At 65.7% G+C, this 15423-nt stretch carries 17 protein-coding genes; 9 read left to right on the top strand and 8 right to left on the bottom strand.

From position 1 onward, the window contains the following. Positions 1 to 6: 6 nt before the first annotated feature. On the top strand, positions 7 to 768 hold the full coding sequence (locus tag IB242_RS04850) for a DsbA family protein (RefSeq protein WP_192276355.1): 762 nt from the start codon (positions 7 to 9) through the stop codon (positions 766 to 768). A gap of 27 nt (positions 769 to 795) precedes the next feature. Here the strand turns inward: IB242_RS04850 and IB242_RS04845 are convergent, their stop codons facing one another. From IB242_RS04845 to IB242_RS04835, 3 genes are read right to left on the bottom strand one after another with little or no spacing between them, the layout of a single operon-like run. Then, the gene (locus IB242_RS04845; protein WP_192276353.1) at positions 796 to 1824 is read right to left on the bottom strand and encodes an amidohydrolase family protein; all 1029 of its coding nucleotides are present in this window, start codon (positions 1822 to 1824) and stop codon (positions 796 to 798) included. Further along, the gene (locus tag IB242_RS04840; RefSeq protein WP_192276350.1) at positions 1821 to 2402 is read right to left on the bottom strand and encodes a carboxymuconolactone decarboxylase family protein; all 582 of its coding nucleotides are present in this window, start codon (positions 2400 to 2402) and stop codon (positions 1821 to 1823) included. Before IB242_RS04840 ends, IB242_RS04845 begins: the two co-directional genes overlap by 4 nt. A gap of 3 nt (positions 2403 to 2405) precedes the next feature. Next, positions 2406 to 3194, bottom strand: a complete 789-nt coding sequence (locus tag IB242_RS04835; protein WP_192277742.1) for a 3-keto-5-aminohexanoate cleavage protein — start codon at positions 3192 to 3194, stop codon at positions 2406 to 2408. A gap of 29 nt (positions 3195 to 3223) precedes the next feature. Here IB242_RS04835 and IB242_RS04830 point away from each other — a divergent pair, with 29 nt between their 5' ends. From IB242_RS04830 to IB242_RS04800, 7 genes are all read left to right on the top strand, one after another. Continuing rightward, entirely contained in the window at positions 3224 to 3520 is a 297-nt protein-coding gene (locus tag IB242_RS04830; RefSeq protein ID WP_192276348.1) for an Ldh family oxidoreductase, read from the top strand. A gap of 69 nt (positions 3521 to 3589) precedes the next feature. Continuing rightward, complete coding sequence (locus IB242_RS04825; RefSeq protein WP_192276346.1) at positions 3590 to 4765, top strand: acyl-CoA dehydrogenase; 1176 nt, start codon at positions 3590 to 3592, stop codon at positions 4763 to 4765. 199 nt (positions 4766 to 4964) lie between these two features. After that, complete coding sequence (locus tag IB242_RS04820) at positions 4965 to 5396, top strand: TIGR03757 family integrating conjugative element protein (RefSeq protein ID WP_192276344.1); 432 nt, start codon at positions 4965 to 4967, stop codon at positions 5394 to 5396. Then, a complete protein-coding gene (locus IB242_RS04815; protein ID WP_192276342.1) occupies positions 5393 to 6340 on the top strand; it encodes a TIGR03756 family integrating conjugative element protein in 948 nt (315 codons plus the stop codon). Before IB242_RS04820 ends, IB242_RS04815 begins: the two co-directional genes overlap by 4 nt. 9 nt (positions 6341 to 6349) lie before the next feature. Continuing rightward, positions 6350 to 7747 (top strand): integrating conjugative element protein, encoded by a 1398-nt coding sequence (locus tag IB242_RS04810; RefSeq protein ID WP_192276340.1) that lies wholly within the window; start codon positions 6350 to 6352, stop codon positions 7745 to 7747. After that, positions 7744 to 8115 (top strand): hypothetical protein, encoded by a 372-nt coding sequence (locus tag IB242_RS04805; protein ID WP_192276338.1) that lies wholly within the window; start codon positions 7744 to 7746, stop codon positions 8113 to 8115. Before IB242_RS04810 ends, IB242_RS04805 begins: the two co-directional genes overlap by 4 nt. 14 nt (positions 8116 to 8129) lie before the next feature. Continuing rightward, the gene (locus IB242_RS04800; RefSeq protein WP_192277740.1) at positions 8130 to 9650 is read left to right on the top strand and encodes a conjugal transfer protein TraG N-terminal domain-containing protein; all 1521 of its coding nucleotides are present in this window, start codon (positions 8130 to 8132) and stop codon (positions 9648 to 9650) included. An 11-nt stretch (positions 9651 to 9661) separates the two neighbouring features. On the opposite strand, the gene IB242_RS04795 is transcribed toward IB242_RS04800, so the two are convergent. The 3 genes from IB242_RS04795 to IB242_RS04785 all read right to left on the bottom strand — a co-directional run bounded on the left by IB242_RS04795 (position 9662) and on the right by IB242_RS04785 (position 11383). Then, positions 9662 to 10027 (bottom strand): DUF3742 family protein, encoded by a 366-nt coding sequence (locus tag IB242_RS04795; protein WP_192276336.1) that lies wholly within the window; start codon positions 10025 to 10027, stop codon positions 9662 to 9664. An 84-nt stretch (positions 10028 to 10111) separates the two neighbouring features. Further along, entirely contained in the window at positions 10112 to 10744 is a 633-nt protein-coding gene (locus IB242_RS04790) for an RES family NAD+ phosphorylase (RefSeq protein WP_192276334.1), read from the bottom strand. Positions 10745 to 10756: 12 nt separating this feature from the next. Then, positions 10757 to 11383, bottom strand: coding sequence for an integrase (locus IB242_RS04785; protein ID WP_192276332.1), 627 nt, complete (start codon positions 11381 to 11383; stop codon positions 10757 to 10759). A gap of 315 nt (positions 11384 to 11698) precedes the next feature. On the opposite strand from IB242_RS04785, the gene mobH reads away from it, so the two are divergent. Beyond that, positions 11699 to 13564: a MobH family relaxase gene (gene mobH / locus IB242_RS04780; protein ID WP_192276330.1), complete on the top strand. Its 1866-nt coding sequence runs from the start codon at positions 11699 to 11701 to the stop codon at positions 13562 to 13564. Between the two features lie 6 nt (positions 13565 to 13570). Here mobH and IB242_RS04775 read toward each other — a convergent pair whose 3' ends face one another. Together IB242_RS04775 and IB242_RS04770 are read right to left on the bottom strand one after the other, a co-directional pair. Then, entirely contained in the window at positions 13571 to 14299 is a 729-nt protein-coding gene (locus IB242_RS04775) for a carboxymuconolactone decarboxylase family protein (protein WP_192276327.1), read from the bottom strand. Between the two features lie 75 nt (positions 14300 to 14374). Then, positions 14375 to 15418, bottom strand: a complete 1044-nt coding sequence (locus IB242_RS04770; RefSeq protein WP_192276325.1) for an NAD(P)-dependent alcohol dehydrogenase — start codon at positions 15416 to 15418, stop codon at positions 14375 to 14377. Positions 15419 to 15423 lie beyond the last annotated feature (5 nt).

Below are 15423 nucleotides of genomic sequence, written 5' to 3'. Positions count from 1 at the left end.
AACGCCATGGAACAGAAACGTCCTTCCATTCCGATGCAAGTCCAGGCATTCCGCCGTCGCACTCGGCGGCCCCGCTGGCCATGGGCCTTGGCCGCTGCGCTGGTCGCGCTGCTGCTGATCTGGCTCTTGTCCCGGTCGCCCGACAAGCCCTCACCGCAGTCGTCCACGCCGGTCAGCACGGCGCAGGTCGCCGGACCACCCTGGCTGATGGGCAACCCGGAAGGCCGCTTCAGGCTGACGCTCTACGCCGACCTGGAGTGCCCGTTCTGCCGGGAGTACTTCCCGCAGCTCAAGCGGTGGGTCGGCAACAACACCGACGTGGCCCTGCAATGGCACCACCAGCCGCTGGCTGCGCATGAACCCGCCGCGTGGATCGAGGCGCGCCTGACCGAGTGCGCCGCCGAAGCCGGCGGACATGCGGCATTCTGGCAAGCCGTCGAGTGGGTCTATGCCCAGACGCGCAGCGACGGCCAAGGCCTGCCCGATGGCCTGCGCTACCCCGAATCGACGCCAGCCGTCGAGCAATGCCTGGCGAGCGAGCGGGTCGATGCGCTCATCCGCGCGCAGGCCGCGGAAGCCACCAAGAGCGGCGTGACCGCCACGCCGTCGCTGCGGCTGCTCGATCGCCAGACGGGCCAGGCCATCCTGCTGCAGGGGCCGATCGAGGGAGACGCCTTGCTCTCGGCCATGGACATGCTGGCGGTCGAGGGCACGGCAGCCGCGCGCGCGGCCGAGGCGCCTGCGGATGCCAATGAAATGCCGAAATAGCTTGCGACCGTTGACGCAGGAGTGCTGCTACGCCAAGGCTGGCAACCGATAGAGCGCGCATGCACTGCGCCAAAACAGGTCCGCCTTTTCTGCCGGGCTTGCGCCCATCGCCAACCGTTTGAACGCATTCCAGCCCTCGACATAGGCATGGCCGGTTCTGTCGGCGGGGAAGTTGCTCTCGAACATGCACCGCGACGACCCAAAGGCATCAATGCACTCTTCCATCCAGGGACGCCAAGCCCTCGCCAAATCAACCGACAGGGGCACACCATCGCGTCTGTCAGGGGCTAGGCCTGTCTGTGGCATTCCTAGACCACCGAGCTTGACCATCACGTTAGGACACAACGCAAGCTCGCGCAGTGCGGTGCTCCACTGGCGGAATACCTCGGCGCGCTTTCGTTCGTAGCGTCCTCTTCCCAGGATGCCTCCGCAATGGTTCAGAACGATCGGGGTGTCAGGAAACGCGCGCGCAAGCGCCGTGAGGCGAGGTATCTGATGGAAGTACAGCCAGGCATCGAAGCTCAGTCCCAACGGGGCCAGGTGGGAGAACCCAGCCCGAAACTCGGTCTGGTCGAGCAGATCCTCACTCGTCGGATAGGCCGGGTTGAGAAACACAGGTTCGGGGTCCCACGCCGCAACGTGCCGAATCCCCCTGAAGCGCCCGCCGCTATCGACTGGCCCTCCCGCCGCAGCGATATGGGCTTCCAGCACGGCCCGAACATCGCGCCCAAGGCGCAGGTCCGCAGCGCCGACAATCGCAGCACACGCGCGGATCGACCCGTAGGTCCCGCTGGCGCACATCGCTGCCACACCGTTGGCGAACTCGGTTTCGCCCACGGGTTTGAACCGCTCGTCTCCGTCCTGGCGCAGCATGGCGCGCGCCTGAACATAGACCGTCGCCCGCACGTCATGACCCGACCCCACATCGGCCAACAGGTCGTCGAGCAGATACCTCAGTCCGGGCCGGTCATAGAGATGGTGGTGCGCATCGACGATGGGCTGGTTGGGTTCCAGCACCACCTCCTTGCACGCGGTGCGCTCTGCCGGCTGCGTCATGCGGCCTGTGGACTTCCCGGGAATTGTGGGTCCTGAAGTTCAGGAGCGACGTTCTCGGGAATGCCCAGCTCGAACGCATTGAGCGTCAAGGCGACAAGGCAGTAGTAGCCGAGCACGCTCACGAGTTCGACCATGCCCTTTTCCCCCAACTGCGCAGTTCCACTCTCGTAGAGGTCCTCACCAATCCTGCCGTTTGCCAGCAAGGCCGAGGAGACTTCGTACACGGCGCGTTGCCGGTCGCACTGGAGATTTGGTGAGCGACGGGCGGCGATATCGGCGATCACGCCGGCCTCCAGTCCAGCTTTCAAGGCCAGGGCCTTGTGCGCCGTCCATTCGTGGTGGGACGTCCAGTGGCGCCCGCACACCAGAATCGCGAGTTCGGTAAGCCGCGGCTCCAGCGAGGTCTCGAAACGCAGAAGTTCGCCAAGCTTCTGCCCGCGTCGCGCCAGCTCGGGATTGCGGAGCCAGGCAATCATCGGCGCGGGAATCTTGCCCCGTGGTCCGGAGCGCGCTTCCGCGCACACCAGGGCCTGCTCCGGGCTCAGGTCCGCATCGGGTATTGGCTTCAGTCGTGGCATGTTCTATTTCCTCGGCAGGCCCAGGAGTTCGCGTGCCTGGGCGGGAGTCGCGACCTCCGCGTCCAGCTCTCCGACGATGCGCGCCGCACGCTCCACCAGCGAGGCATTGCCGGGTGCCAGTTGTCCGCGGGTCAGGTACAGGTTGTCCTCCAGGCCGACGCGCACATGGCCGCCCAACAGCACGGCCTGCGCCACCATCGGGAACTGGTGCCGCGAAATGCCGAATGCGCTCCAGCGAGCGCCTGGTGGAAGCAACTGCCGCATCGCCATCAAGGACTCGGCAGAGGCAGGAGCCCCCCACGGCACGCCCAGGCAGAATTGAAACCAAAGCGGGCCGTCCAGCAGTTGGCGGTCGTACAGATGCCGTGCATACGCCGCATGCCCGAGGTCGAAGATTTCGAGTTCAGGCTTGACGCCTGCTGCCCGGATGGCTGCGGCCATCTTCTCCACGCCCGCTGGCAGGTTGAGAAATGCGTGGGCACCGAAATTCATCGTCCCGATATCCAGGCTGCAGATGTCTGGCCGCAGTTCGAGCACATGGTCCATGCGCTCCTCGGGCGTTGCCATGCCGGCAATCGCGTTCCTGTTGGGGTCGGCCTCGTCAGGCACATACCGGCCGCCGGCGCCGGTGGTCAGGTTGATCAGGACATCGCTGCCGGCGTCACGAATCCGATCGACGACCTCGCGGTATAGCCGCAGGTCACGGCTGGGCTTTCCCGTGTCAGGGTCACGCACATGGATGTGGATGATGGCCGCCCCGGCGGCGCGGGCGGCAAGGGCTTCATTCGCAATCTGCGCGGGGGTCGGCGCTTTCCGTCATCGTGCAAGCACTGGGCATCCTGGGAGGCAGCGATTCCGTCATTCGCGATGGCGATGGAAGGTGGGGCTACTTCTTCATGGCCATTGACCCAGAACTCCTGATGCCTCTGCACGAGTTCAAGACCAAGATCAGCAACCTTCAAGAGCAGATAGCTGACTCCCGGCCCATGCCCGGAGGCGGCCCTGTAAGGACACCGGGCAGCGCTGCCGCCAACCGAGTGCGCGAGGGCCGCGAGCGCGGCTGGATCGAGGTCGATGAGTCCATCTATCAGGCGATCACCAAGCATCGGATGGGCTAGATCAAACGCAGGAGCATCCCTGCGATTGGAACCAGTTTCAACCGTCAACTACTCCCTTCACATACCGCAATGCCCAAAATAACTTTCGATTGGCAAGACCCCTTTGGCCTGCGCGCGCAACTGACCGACGATGAGCGCGCTGTACAGGATGCTGCCCACGCCTACTGCCAAGACAAATTGCTTCCGCGCGCGCAGCAGGCCTTTCGCCACGAAGAAACCGACCCGGCGATCTTCCGAGAGATGGGTGAACTTGGGCTGCTGGGTCCCACCATCGACGAGCGCTACGGTGGCGCCGGCCTGAACTACGTCAGCTACGGCTTGATCGCCCGGGAGGTCGAGCGCGTCGATTCCGGCTACCGCTCCATGATGAGCGTTCAATCCTCTCTGGTCATGGTTCCGATCCAGGAATTCGGCACCGAGGCCTCGCGGCAGAAATACCTGCCCCGGCTTGCAAGCGGCAAGGCCATTGGCTGCTTTGGACTCACCGAGCCGAACCATGGCTCCGATCCGGGCAGCATGGTGACACGCGCGCGCAAGGTCGATGGCGGCTACCTGCTCTCCTGCAGCAAGATGTGGATCAGCAACAGTCCCATCGCCGACGTCTTCGTCGTCTGGGCCAAGGACGACGAGGGCGCCATCCGTGGCTTCGTGCTGGAGAAGGGCTGGAAGGGTCTGAGTGCGCCTGCCATTCACGGCAAGGTAGGTCTGCGCGCCAGCATCACCGGCGAGGTGGTGATGGACGAGGTGTTCTGCCCCGAAGAGAACGCCTTCCCCGAGGTGCGCGGCCTGAAGGGCCCGTTCACCTGCCTCAACAGCGCCCGCTATGGCATCGCTTGGGGTGCGCTGGGCGCGGCCGAGGACTGCTATGCCCGTGCCCGCCAGTATGTGCTCGACCGCCAGCAGTTCGGCCGCCCCCTGGCGGCCAACCAGCTCATCCAGAAGAAGCTGGCTGACATGCTGACCGACATCTGCCTCGGTCTGCAGGGTTGCCTGCGGCTGGGGCGCATGAAGGACGAAGGGCTAGCGCCGGTGGAACTGACCTCCGTCCTCAAGCGCAACAATTGCGGCAAGGCATTGGACATCGCCCGCTTGGCGCGCGACATGATGGGAGGCAACGGCATCAGCGACGAGTACGGCGTGGCCCGCCACCTCGTCAATCTGGAGGTGGTCAACACTTACGAGGGCACGCACGACATCCATGCGCTGATCCTCGGCCGTGCCATCACCGGCATCGCCGCGTTCTAAACGCACTTCCAGCGCGGACACGGCTTGCATGTCTGCCTGTGCCGCCATCGGAACCTGATCCCGCGGTCCGCCTGCCTGGTGACAGAGCACTTGCCAGGGGGCTTTAGAAAACCGGGTAGGACCCGTTTCCTATTTCGGGTCGCCTCAACGGCGTCATTGCGCTGCACTACCGGAATCGTGAACTCCGGGGTGCCACGCCATGCGCCGCTTTCCTTCGATCATTTCCGCCAGGCGGCCATGGCTGACAGCCACGGGCCTGGCGGCGCTCCTTGCGACCAGCGCGCTTCACGCTGAAACCTGGGTCGTCACCGACCAGACACATCCAGTCTCGGGCAAGGCGGATCGGCTGATCCTTCTGGATGCGCCCTCCCGCATCGAAGCCGAACTGGCATCCGACCTGCCAGCCGACCCGTCGCGCGCAGAACGCATCGCTCGGGATCGCCTGAGCCAGGGCGGTGCCAACCTCCAACGCCGCATTGCCTCCGCATACCAAGGCGTCACCGACGCATGGAGCCTGGGCATCACCAGCCTCCCGGCCGTCGTGGTGGACCAGCGCTACGTGGTCTATGGCGAGCCGGACGTGGCTCGCGCCATCGCGCGCATCGAGCAGCACCGGAGGACCCAGCCGTGACCCGCCCATTCGACCTGATGCGCCGCCTGCGCGCTGGCGTGGCGTCCGTGCTGCTGCTCAGTGCCACCGGCAGCTACGCCCTCAACACCGCCACCATCGTCGGCTCGGTGGCGTCGCCCGACTGCCTTGAATACCGCGTCGTCGGCATCTGCTACTGGCTTTACTGCACCTGGACGGGCTGCACGGTGCGCACGTCCACCAAGGTTCGCCACTACGTTCCCGATGCAGTCGTCTCCAGCTACAGCAACACCGGCGAGAACCCCTGGACCGAAGTCCGGGCGATGAGCACGCCCAACCCGTCCGCCCAAGCGGGCGGCGACGGGACGACGAACGAGGACCACGAAAACAACCTCGCCAAATTCAAGAACGCCGACGTGATCGGCCACCCTGGCGCCGAGGTGTTCAACCAGTTCGTCTCGTCCTCGGGCTACTTCTGCGAGGGCGCGGGCACGGCGTTCATGCCGTACTTGCTCAGCACCCTGGATACGCTGGCCTGGCGCTACAACGTGCCCGAGATGGCCTACCCGGAAGCGCTGATTCCGGGCCGGCGCGAGGTCGGCGCACGCACCACGATGAACCTGTGGGGCAACGTGTATCCCCGCGGCGGCTTCCTGCACCAGACCGACGACTTCAAGGCCGGCGCAGTGGTGGCCCAGCGTGCGGGCGATGTCGTCACGCGCCGCGGGCAGATCCACGTCTATCAGCCGCTGCTCGCCAATTCCCGCGATGGCTACTGGCCCGCCGGCGCGCTGATGGAGGGCGATGCCTCCACCGGCAAGTGGCAGGAACTCACACCCGTCCTGTCCTCGTCCTGCACGGTCTTCCCGCGCAGCGGCTCCCTTACCCAGGCGCAGCAAGGCGACTACGCATGGGCGCTGTGGCGGCCGTATGCCTGCTGCGAGCGCCGGGGCCAAGTGTTCCTGGGCAGCGTCGATTTCCTCTGAGGTGGTGCCATGAATTTCCGTCCTGCATTCAATCCGTTCTCCCGCCGGTCACGTCGCACGGAGATCGTCCTGGCGCTGGCCGGCGCGCTCGCGCTGGGCAGCGGCGTGGCCAGGGGTCAACTGGGATACCAGACCAGCGGCAGCGTCATCGGCGATGACGTCATGTACTCGATCGGTGGCGGCAACGCCGTGTCGATGGGACGTGCGGCCGGCATGCGCTCTCTCGGTGTCGGCGTGGGCTGGAACAGCAACTTGATCTGCGGTGACATGAGCATCCAGACCACCTTGAGGAATCAACTCAACGGCATCACCAACGGCTTCCAGCAAATCATGTCGTCGGTGATCCAGAGTGCCACCAGTGCGGTGGCATCGTTGCCCGCGCTGATCATCCAGCGGGCCGATCCCGGTCTGTACAACCTGCTCACCAATGGCGTGCTGCAGGCGCGACTCGATTTCGACCGCAGCAAGCTGACGTGTCGCGCCATGGCAGAGAAGATGGCCGAAACGGCGGGCGGCCAGCTCGGCTGGAGTCAGATGGCCGAAGGCCTGGCGCTGCGCGATGCCGTGTCGAGCACGGATGCGGTCTCGGCCATCGAGCAGGCCGAGACGCGCCGCGGCAATGACGGCGTGCCGTGGGTCGGGGGCAGCAACGCGGGCGGCTCCGGCCAGCCCGCGATCAAGGTCGTCGGCGATGTCACCCGCGCCGGCTACAACCTGGTCAACGGTCGCGGCGTGACCGACACGTCGTCCGTCGCGCCGTCCAGTTGCAGCAGCCTCTCATGCCAGACCTGGACCTCGCCGCAGGCCGCCGTCGAGTGGGCCACGCGCGTGCTCGGCGAGAAGGAGCAGCGCACGTGCGATGCCTGCACCAAGACCGAGACGACGCCCGGCGTCGGGCTCACGCCGCTGATCCAGGAGGAATACGACACCAAGCTGCAGGCGCTCCAGGATCTCGTCTCCAAGGCGAAGAACACGACGCCCGAGAACCTGCGCGAAGCCGGCAGCGCGTCGCTGCCGATTACGCGCGGCGTGATCGAGGCGCTGCGCGACGAGCCCGACCAGCACCTGCTGTCGCAGCGCCTGGCGTCCGAGGTCGCGCTTGCGTCCGTGCTGGAGAAGGCGCTGCTGCTGCAGCGCACGCTGCTCACGGGGAAGAAGGAGCCCAACGTGGCGGCGAACGAGCTTGCCGTGGAGGCCGTGAACCACGAGAGCGACACGCTCGACCGCGAGATTCGCAACCTCAAGACCGAACTGGAACTGCGGCGCGAACTGGCGAACAACTCGCCCATGGCGATCATCCAGCGCCACGGCACGCGCGCGGCCGGCTCGCGCGGCATCTACGAGGGCGATCCTGTGCCGGATCGTCTCGACCAGCTCCAGAAGGGCAATCCGGGGAGTCGGCCATGAGCCCGGCGCGCATGGCCTGGCGGCCGCTGCACTGGTTGTTCAGCCGGCGCGCGGCGAAGACGTTGCTGTGGCTGGTGCTGATCGTTGCCGCTGCCGTCGGGGCCAACGTCGCGGGCATCTACCTGGTTGGCAGCGTTGCAGGCTGGGAACGGTGGCTGGCGGCCTCCGCAGGGTATTTCTTCATCTGGCGGCTGTGCGTGTACGCGGCAACGGCCTATGGATGGTTCTGGATGCGCCGCCGGGTGCTGGCCCGCGAAGACCAAAGCGGGACGGATGGCCAGGCGCGGCGCCGGCTGATCCGCACCGAGGTCGCCGGCGTCGTGGCCATCGTCGCGCTGGAAGCCAGCCTGTTGATGCAGGCCGCTTGAGGGAGATCGAGGCCATGACGCTTTTTACGACGGACTACCTGGAGTACTACCTCACCCTCGTGTCCTGGATCGTCAACAACGGTATCTGGGCCGTGCTGGTGTCGAGCGGGGTGTTCGCGCTGCCTTTCGTCGCCATCGTTGTGCAGGAGTGGCTGAAGGCCCGTGCGGAAGGCGCTGACGAGGGCAACAAGGGTGTGCTCTCTGCCGCGCGCATCGAGAACCGGGTCTTCGTTGCGATCGTGGTGGTGATGTTCGCGGGCATTCCGTTCATCGACGTGGACCTCAGCACCATCCAGTACGACAGCTCGCGCTCGGCGCAGTGCCAGGTCAGCGTGCCACAGCCCACGGAAACCGGCTGGTCGCAATCCTTCAGCACCATCAACAACCAGTCGGCGAAGGTGCCGGTCTGGTGGGCCTTCATGCACGCGCTCTCGCGCGCCGTCACGAGCGCCTCGGTAGCGGCGATCCCGTGCGGTACGGACTTGCGGCAGATGAGGATGGAGATCGATGCGACGCGCATTGACGACCCGGTACTGGCTCAGGAGGTCGCGGACTTCTCGCGGGATTGCTATGGGCCTGCGCGGGCCAAATTGTTCATGCAGCGCCCGGATCTCGATGAGCAGCAGATGCACGACGTGACCTGGATCGGCTCGCGCTTTTTCACGGACACGGGTGGCTACTACGACAGCTATCGCTCCAGCACGGCGCGCGAGGCCTGGCCCTACGACGACACCCGCGATGCTGGCCTCGCGCACGTTGCCAATGGCGGCGGTTACCCGACCTGCAGGGAGTGGTGGGCCGGTGGCAGCAACGGCCTGCGGGCACGGCTGCTGGGTCAGGTGGACCCGAGCCTGCTGAATCGCCTGGCGGGCTGGGCCGGGTTCCTCAGCCGGGCCGAGGTGGACGATTCGGTGATCCGCGCCATCGCGTCACCCCGGCAGCAGAAACTGAACCAGGGCAGCGTCTATACGGACTATGGCGGCCAGATCGACAAGACCCTGCCGAACATCGTGACGCGCGCCACGGGCGACGTCGGGATGGCAGTCGGCGCGATTGCCGCATTTCCCGCCATGGACGTCGTGCGCCAATCCCTGCCCATGGTGCTCGCCTTGCTGAAGATGGCGCTGGTCATCTGCATCCCGCTCGTGCTGGTCGTGGGCACCTATGACCTGAAGACGGTCGTCACCGTCAGCGTGGTGCAGTTCGCGCTGTTCTTCACGGACTTCTGGTTCCAGCTCGCACGCTGGATCGATTCGACGATTCTGGACGCGCTTTATGGCTGGGGCTTCGGCTGGAACCGGCCGCACACCAACTTCGACCCGCTGGTGGGGCTGAACAACGCCTTCGGCGACATGCTCCTGATGTTCGTCATGGGCACGATGTTCCTGGTTCTGCCGGGATTCTGGCTGGCGAGCCTTACCTGGGTTGGGATTCGGGCCGGGCACGTCATCCAAGGGCTCTCCGATGGCAGCAAGAGCGCCGGCCAAGCTGGCGGCAAGGGTGCCGGGGCGCTCACCGGAGGAAAGCTGAAATAGCGCGAGGCCGGTCAGTCGTCGGTGTACAACTCGTGCGACGTGTCGTTGTACAGGTTGGGATCGTAGCCCGGCGTCTTGCGCAGCTCGGTGAGGTCGGTGAAAGGCCACTCGTCTTCATCCGAGGTATTGGCAGCAGCAGCCCATCCCGCCGCCGCAACGCCCAGCAGCAGGAGTGCGAACCAAAACGCAACGTAGAGCAGCACTCCCAGTACAGCCAGCTTGGCTACCCACACGAGCGCGGAAGCACCAGCTCGCGGCATGCCCTTGGACACAAACCAGTTCGACGCCCGCCGTTCGCCGCGCGCATAGGCACGCCATCCACGGCCAAAGGCGCGGCCGAGGCGTTCTGCGGTGCTGGTGCGGGTCGTCGTGTTCATGGTCGTCTCCTGCTGTTGAGGAATGCCTATTCCAGTTTGCTCCAATTCATTCGGTTTGAGGCTTCAATGCGCTTTCTTGCTGCTTCAGGACGCTTCGTCCTCCGGCTCCACCGGGCCGGGATCGGGTTCCACGCCGATGCGGTAGGTGGCAACGAACTGCGGCCAGTCCACATGGTCAACCAGGTCGATGTCCTCGACAACGCTGACCTTGGCTCCCGCACGCTCGAACAAGGCGATGCTCTTGGCGGGATAGTTGTTGCGCGACGGGTAGAGCACCCCGTCGAACAGGGGCTGGCCGTCGTCTCCAGGCATCGCATGCACCTGGGCGGACACCTGCTGCGTGTGCGTGTAGGCGCGGCTGGCCAACTGCTCCAGATTCAGGCCGAAGTAGCCCGCCATGACGCCCGGTGCCGTGAGGTCGGCCAGTAGCACGTCGTCCAGCACACCGACTGCGCGGACCATCCGAGCGTGGACCTCCTTCAGGGCGATGGAGCGCTTCGTGTCTTCAAGCCACTGGTGCTTGTGAAACACCGACTCCATCAGCGCCGTGGGCAGGTCGCGCCCCAGGTAGAGCACGCCATAGGCCCCCGCCGGGTCATCGTAGCGATTCGTGCTGCTGCGGCCAAAGTACAGCGGACTGCCCCGATAGACGACGCGGCTCACATGCTGGAGCAGTTCACCGGCATCGATCAGGAGCGAAGGCAGCTCGTGGCTCATGGCGATCTCGCTTCAATGCACCTGGACGCCCAGCACGTTGAACACGGCCTCGGCCACGTCATCGATCGTGCCATGCGTCACCGCATCCACCGGCGAGCGACCGCCCAAGCCTTCGAGTGGTTCGGACAGCGCGCGGTAGATCGTCCAGTGGTCGATGCCCTCGACCTCCTGAAGCACGGCTTGGGTCAACTGCTGCTTCACCGGGTCGAGCTGCCAGTCGGGCAGCTTCTGGCCGCGCGGCCCCACGTTCAGCGCCAGCAGACGACGGGCGAGGATGTCCTTGTAGACTTGCTGGCGCGACTTGTCCGCCAGCTTAGCGAACTCGGCAGGCGGCAGGTTGTCCGGCTGGTTGAAGGCTTCCAGCAGCACGGCGCGGCCTCGCTGGACGTCGGTTTCAGCCGGTGCCCAGCGCGTGCCGGCGCGCAACGCGGCCGCCTTGCGCTCCAAGGCCTGCGCCACCGTTTCACCTTCCAGGCTGGCGGGCAGCTTCACCGCCTCCACGCGCTCGTGGATGAACGCCTGCAACTCGGCCGCGAACGCCGGGGCATCCCGAATTTCGACGGTATCCGCGAATCGGCGCACATCCTCCACCGTGACGCGCGGCAGACGATCGGCAATGAATTCGATGGCAGTGGGCATGGTCATCTCCCAGGTAGGTTTGAGACAGGATTCACTCTAGTCGCCTTTGTCGCTCTTGTCAACTTTGTCGCCTAGGTGAAAGCCTACGTGGCGGGGTAGCGGCTTGGGAGCATAGGCCGGGGCCAGCGCCGGGTCGCCGTCCAATCCATTAATGCGGGTTCCCCATTGACGCTGGAGCCGCAGCCCAGGCCCCGCTATACCGAAACGGTTAAAGGCCAAAGGGTCGAAACGGCAAGGGAATGGGGTGCAAGGGGAAAGGCCCTACCTCGAAAAGGCCAAAAGGCCTCCCGCCCGGCTCGCCATCAGGACACCGACATGCTCTCCCTGTTCCAGCGAAAACGGCCCCCGGTCGTTACCGCACCGTCGCCAGCACCCGCCACCGACCTCCCGAAAGGGTTGATGCGGCCGGAGTCGGCCGCATCGCTGCTGGCCACCCCACGCCGGCAGAAGCTGCTGGAACACATCTGGCAGCGCACCTCGCTCTCGCGCAGGCAGTTCGCCACCCTTTACCGCGCGCCACTGGAGCGCTACGCCGAGCTGGTCCAGGCTTTCCCGGCCTCCGAAGCGCACCACCACGCCTACCCGGGCGGCATGCTCGACCATGGCCTCGAAATCGTCGCCTACAGCCTGAAACTGCGGCAGTCCCATCTGCTGCCCATCGGCGCCAGCCCCGAAGACCAAGCGGCGCAAGCCGAAGCCTGGACTGCGGCCGTCGCCTATGCCGCACTGCTCCACGACATCGGCAAGGTGGCCGTCGATCTGCACGTCGAACTGGCCGATGGCAGCACCTGGCACCCATGGCACGGCCCGCTGCGCCAACCGTACCGCTTCCGCTACCGCGACGACCGCGAGTACCGGCTCCACAGCGCCGCGACAGGCTTGCTCTACCGGCAACTGCTCGATCGCGATCTGCTGGACTGGCTCAGCGGCTATCCGTCCCTGTGGGCGCCGCTGCTCTACGTCCTGGCCGGGCAGTATGAGCACGCCGGGGTGCTGGGCGAGCTGGTCGTGCAGGCCGACCGCGCCTCCGTCGCCCAGGAGCTGGGCGGCGATCCCGCGCGCGCCATGGCCGCGCCCAAGCACTCGCTCCAACGCAAGCTGATCAACGGGCTGCGCTACCTGCTCAAGGGAGAGTTGAAACTGAACCAGCCCGAAGCCTCCGATGGCTGGCTCACCGAGGACGCGCTGTGGCTGGTGAGCAAGACGGTATCGGACAAGCTGCGCGCGCACCTGCTGTCCCAGGGGGTCGATGGCATCCCCGCGAACAACACCGCGGTGTTCAACGTGCTCCAGGACCACGGCATGTTGCAGCCGAGGTCCGATGGCAAGGCGATCTGGCGCGCGACCGTGACCAGTTCGACCGGCTGGTCCCACTCGTTCACCCTGTTGCGGCTGGCACCTGCGCTGATCTGGGAGCCTGGCGAGCGGCCGGCGCCGTTCACCGGGACGGTGGCGATCGACGCGACACCAGCAGACAAAGATGCCGATGCTTCAGTGCCAGCACCAGCGATTGCGGCGGTGCCGTCCGCCGAAGATCAGCAGCTCGCTCCCTGGGAGGAAGCCAGCGGCGCCGCTGCCGTGGCTCATCCGCCTGCCGCCCAAGCCGTGCCCGACGTCATGGAAGACATGCTGGCGATGGTGGGAATGGGTGATTTGCCCGCCGCCCGGCAGGATGCAGAAGCCGTCTCGGTCGAAGCGCCTGCCGCAGCCCACGAAACGCCTGCACCGCCCCTGGCGAAGCCTCTGCCTCCGTCACCAGCGCCCACGTCCACGCAGCCATCCGGTGAGCACTTCATGGCATGGCTGCAACAAGGTGTCGCTTCGCGGCGGCTCATCATCAACGACGCCAAGGCGCTCGTACATACCGTGGGCGACACCGCCTACCTCGTCAGCCCCGGCGTCTTCCAGCGATATGCGCAGGAGCACCCGCAAGTGGGCACGCTGGCGAAGCAGGAAAGCCAGCAGGATTGGCAGTGGGTGCAAAAGCGCTTCGAGCGGCTGCAATACCACCGCAAGCATCCCAACGGCCTGAACATCTGGACCTGCGAGGTCACTGGCCCCAGGAAGTCTCGCCGGCTGCACGGCTACCTGCTGGCAGATCCAGCCGCGCTGTTTGGCGAGACGCCCCCCAACAATCCCTATCTCTCGTTGGTCACGGAAGGGGGAAGCACTTCCAGCTAACCGAGTTTAGGCAGATCGTCGCTTTTCGTAAAAGCGCGTCACGACCTCTGCTGCGTGGATCGCATTGCCCCAGCCGCTATAGAAGGCGACGTGAGCCAGCGACTCGCCGATCTCCTGCTCCGTAACCCCGAGGGCCAGCGCCTGGTCCAGATAGGTCGGCAACGAGGACGACAGTCCCTGGGCCGCAAGCGATGCAAGCGTTGCCAGTACGCGGTCGCGTGCCGCCAGTCCAGGACGCCGCCAGACTTCCCCGTGCAGCAGGTCTTCGGTGAAGTGGCGCAATGCCTCGGAGGCCGGCGCGACGTTGGCCTCCAGAAATGCCGCGCGCTTTGCCGCGTCAGGCAGGACTTCCGCGCTTGGCAGCAGCACAGGGGTAGTCCCGGGCAACTGATCGACACCGATACCGCGTTCATCGAAGATGCCCTTGAGCACACCGACCGCGCCGAAGGCGTAGCCAAAGCCGGTGTAGAACGCCAGGTGTGCAAGAAGCTCGGACAGTTCAGCCGGCTGCAGGCCGCTGTCCAGCGCCTTGTTCAGATAGTGGGCATAGGCGCCGCTGGCGTTGCGCGACACCAGGATCGCGACCGAGACGATGGCGCGCTCCCGTGCTGCAAGGCCCGGTCTGCTCCAGAGTTCATCCACGATCCGGCCTTTGGTATAGGGCACGAGGACCGGCGCGACGGCGCCAATGGTCTGGAACAGCGGGTCGGTTTCTTGGACTTCGGGTTGGCTCATTTGCGTGTACTTCCTATCTTCGAGAGGCGGGCAAGCGAGCTTCGCCCGCCCCGGCTGGACTCATGCGCTGTGGGCCTACAGCGACGACATGTCGATCACGAAGCGGTACTTCACGTCGCTCTTGAGCATGCGCTCGTAGGCCTCGTTGATCTGCTGCATCGGGATCACCTCGACGTCCGACACAACACCGTGCTTGCCGCAGAAATCCAGCATCTCCTGCGTTGCCGCGACGCCGCCGATGAAGGAACCGGCAATGGCCTTGCGGCCGAACACCAGCGCTCCCGCCGCGACGGGTTCATTCAGCGGCCCCATGTAGCCGACCAGTACCAGCGTGCCGTTGAAGGTCAGCGTCGGCAGGTAGGGGTTGACGTCGTGCTCGTAGGGCACGGTATCCACGATGAGGTCGAACTGGCCGGCCACGGCCGCCATTTGCTGTGCATCGTTCGACAGCACGACGTGATCGGCCCCCAGGCGGCGGGCATCCTCTTCCTTGCGGGGCGAACGGGTGAACAGGGTGACCTCGGCGCCAAGCGCCTTGGCCAGCTTCAGCGCCATGTGGCCCAGCCCGCCCAGACCGACGACGGCGACCTTCTTGCCGGGACCCGCGCCCCACTGGTGCAGCGGCTCCCAGGTGGTGATGCCGGCGCACAGCAGCGGCGCAGCGCCGGCCAGGTCGAGCCCATCGGGGATGCGAAGGACGAACTTCTCGGACACGACCATCTGCTTCGAGTAGCCACCGTAGGTCGGCTGGTGGTCGTGTCGATCGGTGCCGTTGTAGGTGAAGGTGGCACCTTCCACGCAGTGCTGCTCAAAGCCCTGCTGGCACGGATTGCAGTGCTGGCAGGAATCGACCATGCAGCCGACGCCGATGGTGTCGCCGACCTTGAAGCGGCTGACGCCGCTGCCGACCTGGGTCACGCGGCCGATGATCTCGTGGCCGGGCACGACCGGATAGCGGGTGTATCCGCCATGGTTGCGCGCGATGTGCAGGTCGGTGTGGCAGACGCCGCAGTAGAGGACATCCAGCACGACGTCATCGGGCCGCGGTGCGCGCCGCTCGAACTGGAACGGAGCCAAGGCATCCGTCGCGGATGGAGCTGCATAGCTCAAGGTCTTCATGATGA

The organism is Xanthomonas sp. XNM01, assembly GCF_014851915.1.
Taxonomy (GTDB): Bacteria; Pseudomonadota; Gammaproteobacteria; order Xanthomonadales; family Xanthomonadaceae; genus Pseudoxanthomonas.
This window is presented reverse-complemented; position numbering and strand designations above follow the sequence as displayed.

What these genes read in the sequence shown, in the direction of transcription:
- IB242_RS04850 (WP_192276355.1), top strand. Translation starts at nt 7, where the DNA reads ATGGAACAGAAACGTCCTTCCATTCCGATGCAAGTCCAGGCATTCCGC.
- IB242_RS04845 (WP_192276353.1), bottom strand. Translation starts at nt 1,824, where the DNA reads ATGACGCAGCCGGCAGAGCGCACCGCGTGCAAGGAGGTGGTGCTGGAA.
- IB242_RS04840 (WP_192276350.1), bottom strand. Translation starts at nt 2,402, where the DNA reads ATGCCACGACTGAAGCCAATACCCGATGCGGACCTGAGCCCGGAGCAG.
- IB242_RS04825 (WP_192276346.1), top strand. Translation starts at nt 3,590, where the DNA reads ATGCCCAAAATAACTTTCGATTGGCAAGACCCCTTTGGCCTGCGCGCG.
- IB242_RS04820 (WP_192276344.1), top strand. Translation starts at nt 4,965, where the DNA reads ATGCGCCGCTTTCCTTCGATCATTTCCGCCAGGCGGCCATGGCTGACA.
- IB242_RS04810 (WP_192276340.1), top strand. Translation starts at nt 6,350, where the DNA reads ATGAATTTCCGTCCTGCATTCAATCCGTTCTCCCGCCGGTCACGTCGC.
- IB242_RS04805 (WP_192276338.1), top strand. Translation starts at nt 7,744, where the DNA reads ATGAGCCCGGCGCGCATGGCCTGGCGGCCGCTGCACTGGTTGTTCAGC.
- IB242_RS04800 (WP_192277740.1), top strand. Translation starts at nt 8,130, where the DNA reads ATGACGCTTTTTACGACGGACTACCTGGAGTACTACCTCACCCTCGTG.
- IB242_RS04795 (WP_192276336.1), bottom strand. Translation starts at nt 10,027, where the DNA reads ATGAACACGACGACCCGCACCAGCACCGCAGAACGCCTCGGCCGCGCC.
- IB242_RS04790 (WP_192276334.1), bottom strand. Translation starts at nt 10,744, where the DNA reads ATGAGCCACGAGCTGCCTTCGCTCCTGATCGATGCCGGTGAACTGCTC.
- IB242_RS04785 (WP_192276332.1), bottom strand. Translation starts at nt 11,383, where the DNA reads ATGCCCACTGCCATCGAATTCATTGCCGATCGTCTGCCGCGCGTCACG.
- mobH (WP_192276330.1), top strand. Translation starts at nt 11,699, where the DNA reads ATGCTCTCCCTGTTCCAGCGAAAACGGCCCCCGGTCGTTACCGCACCG.
- IB242_RS04775 (WP_192276327.1), bottom strand. Translation starts at nt 14,299, where the DNA reads ATGAGCCAACCCGAAGTCCAAGAAACCGACCCGCTGTTCCAGACCATT.
- IB242_RS04770 (WP_192276325.1), bottom strand. Translation starts at nt 15,418, where the DNA reads ATGAAGACCTTGAGCTATGCAGCTCCATCCGCGACGGATGCCTTGGCT.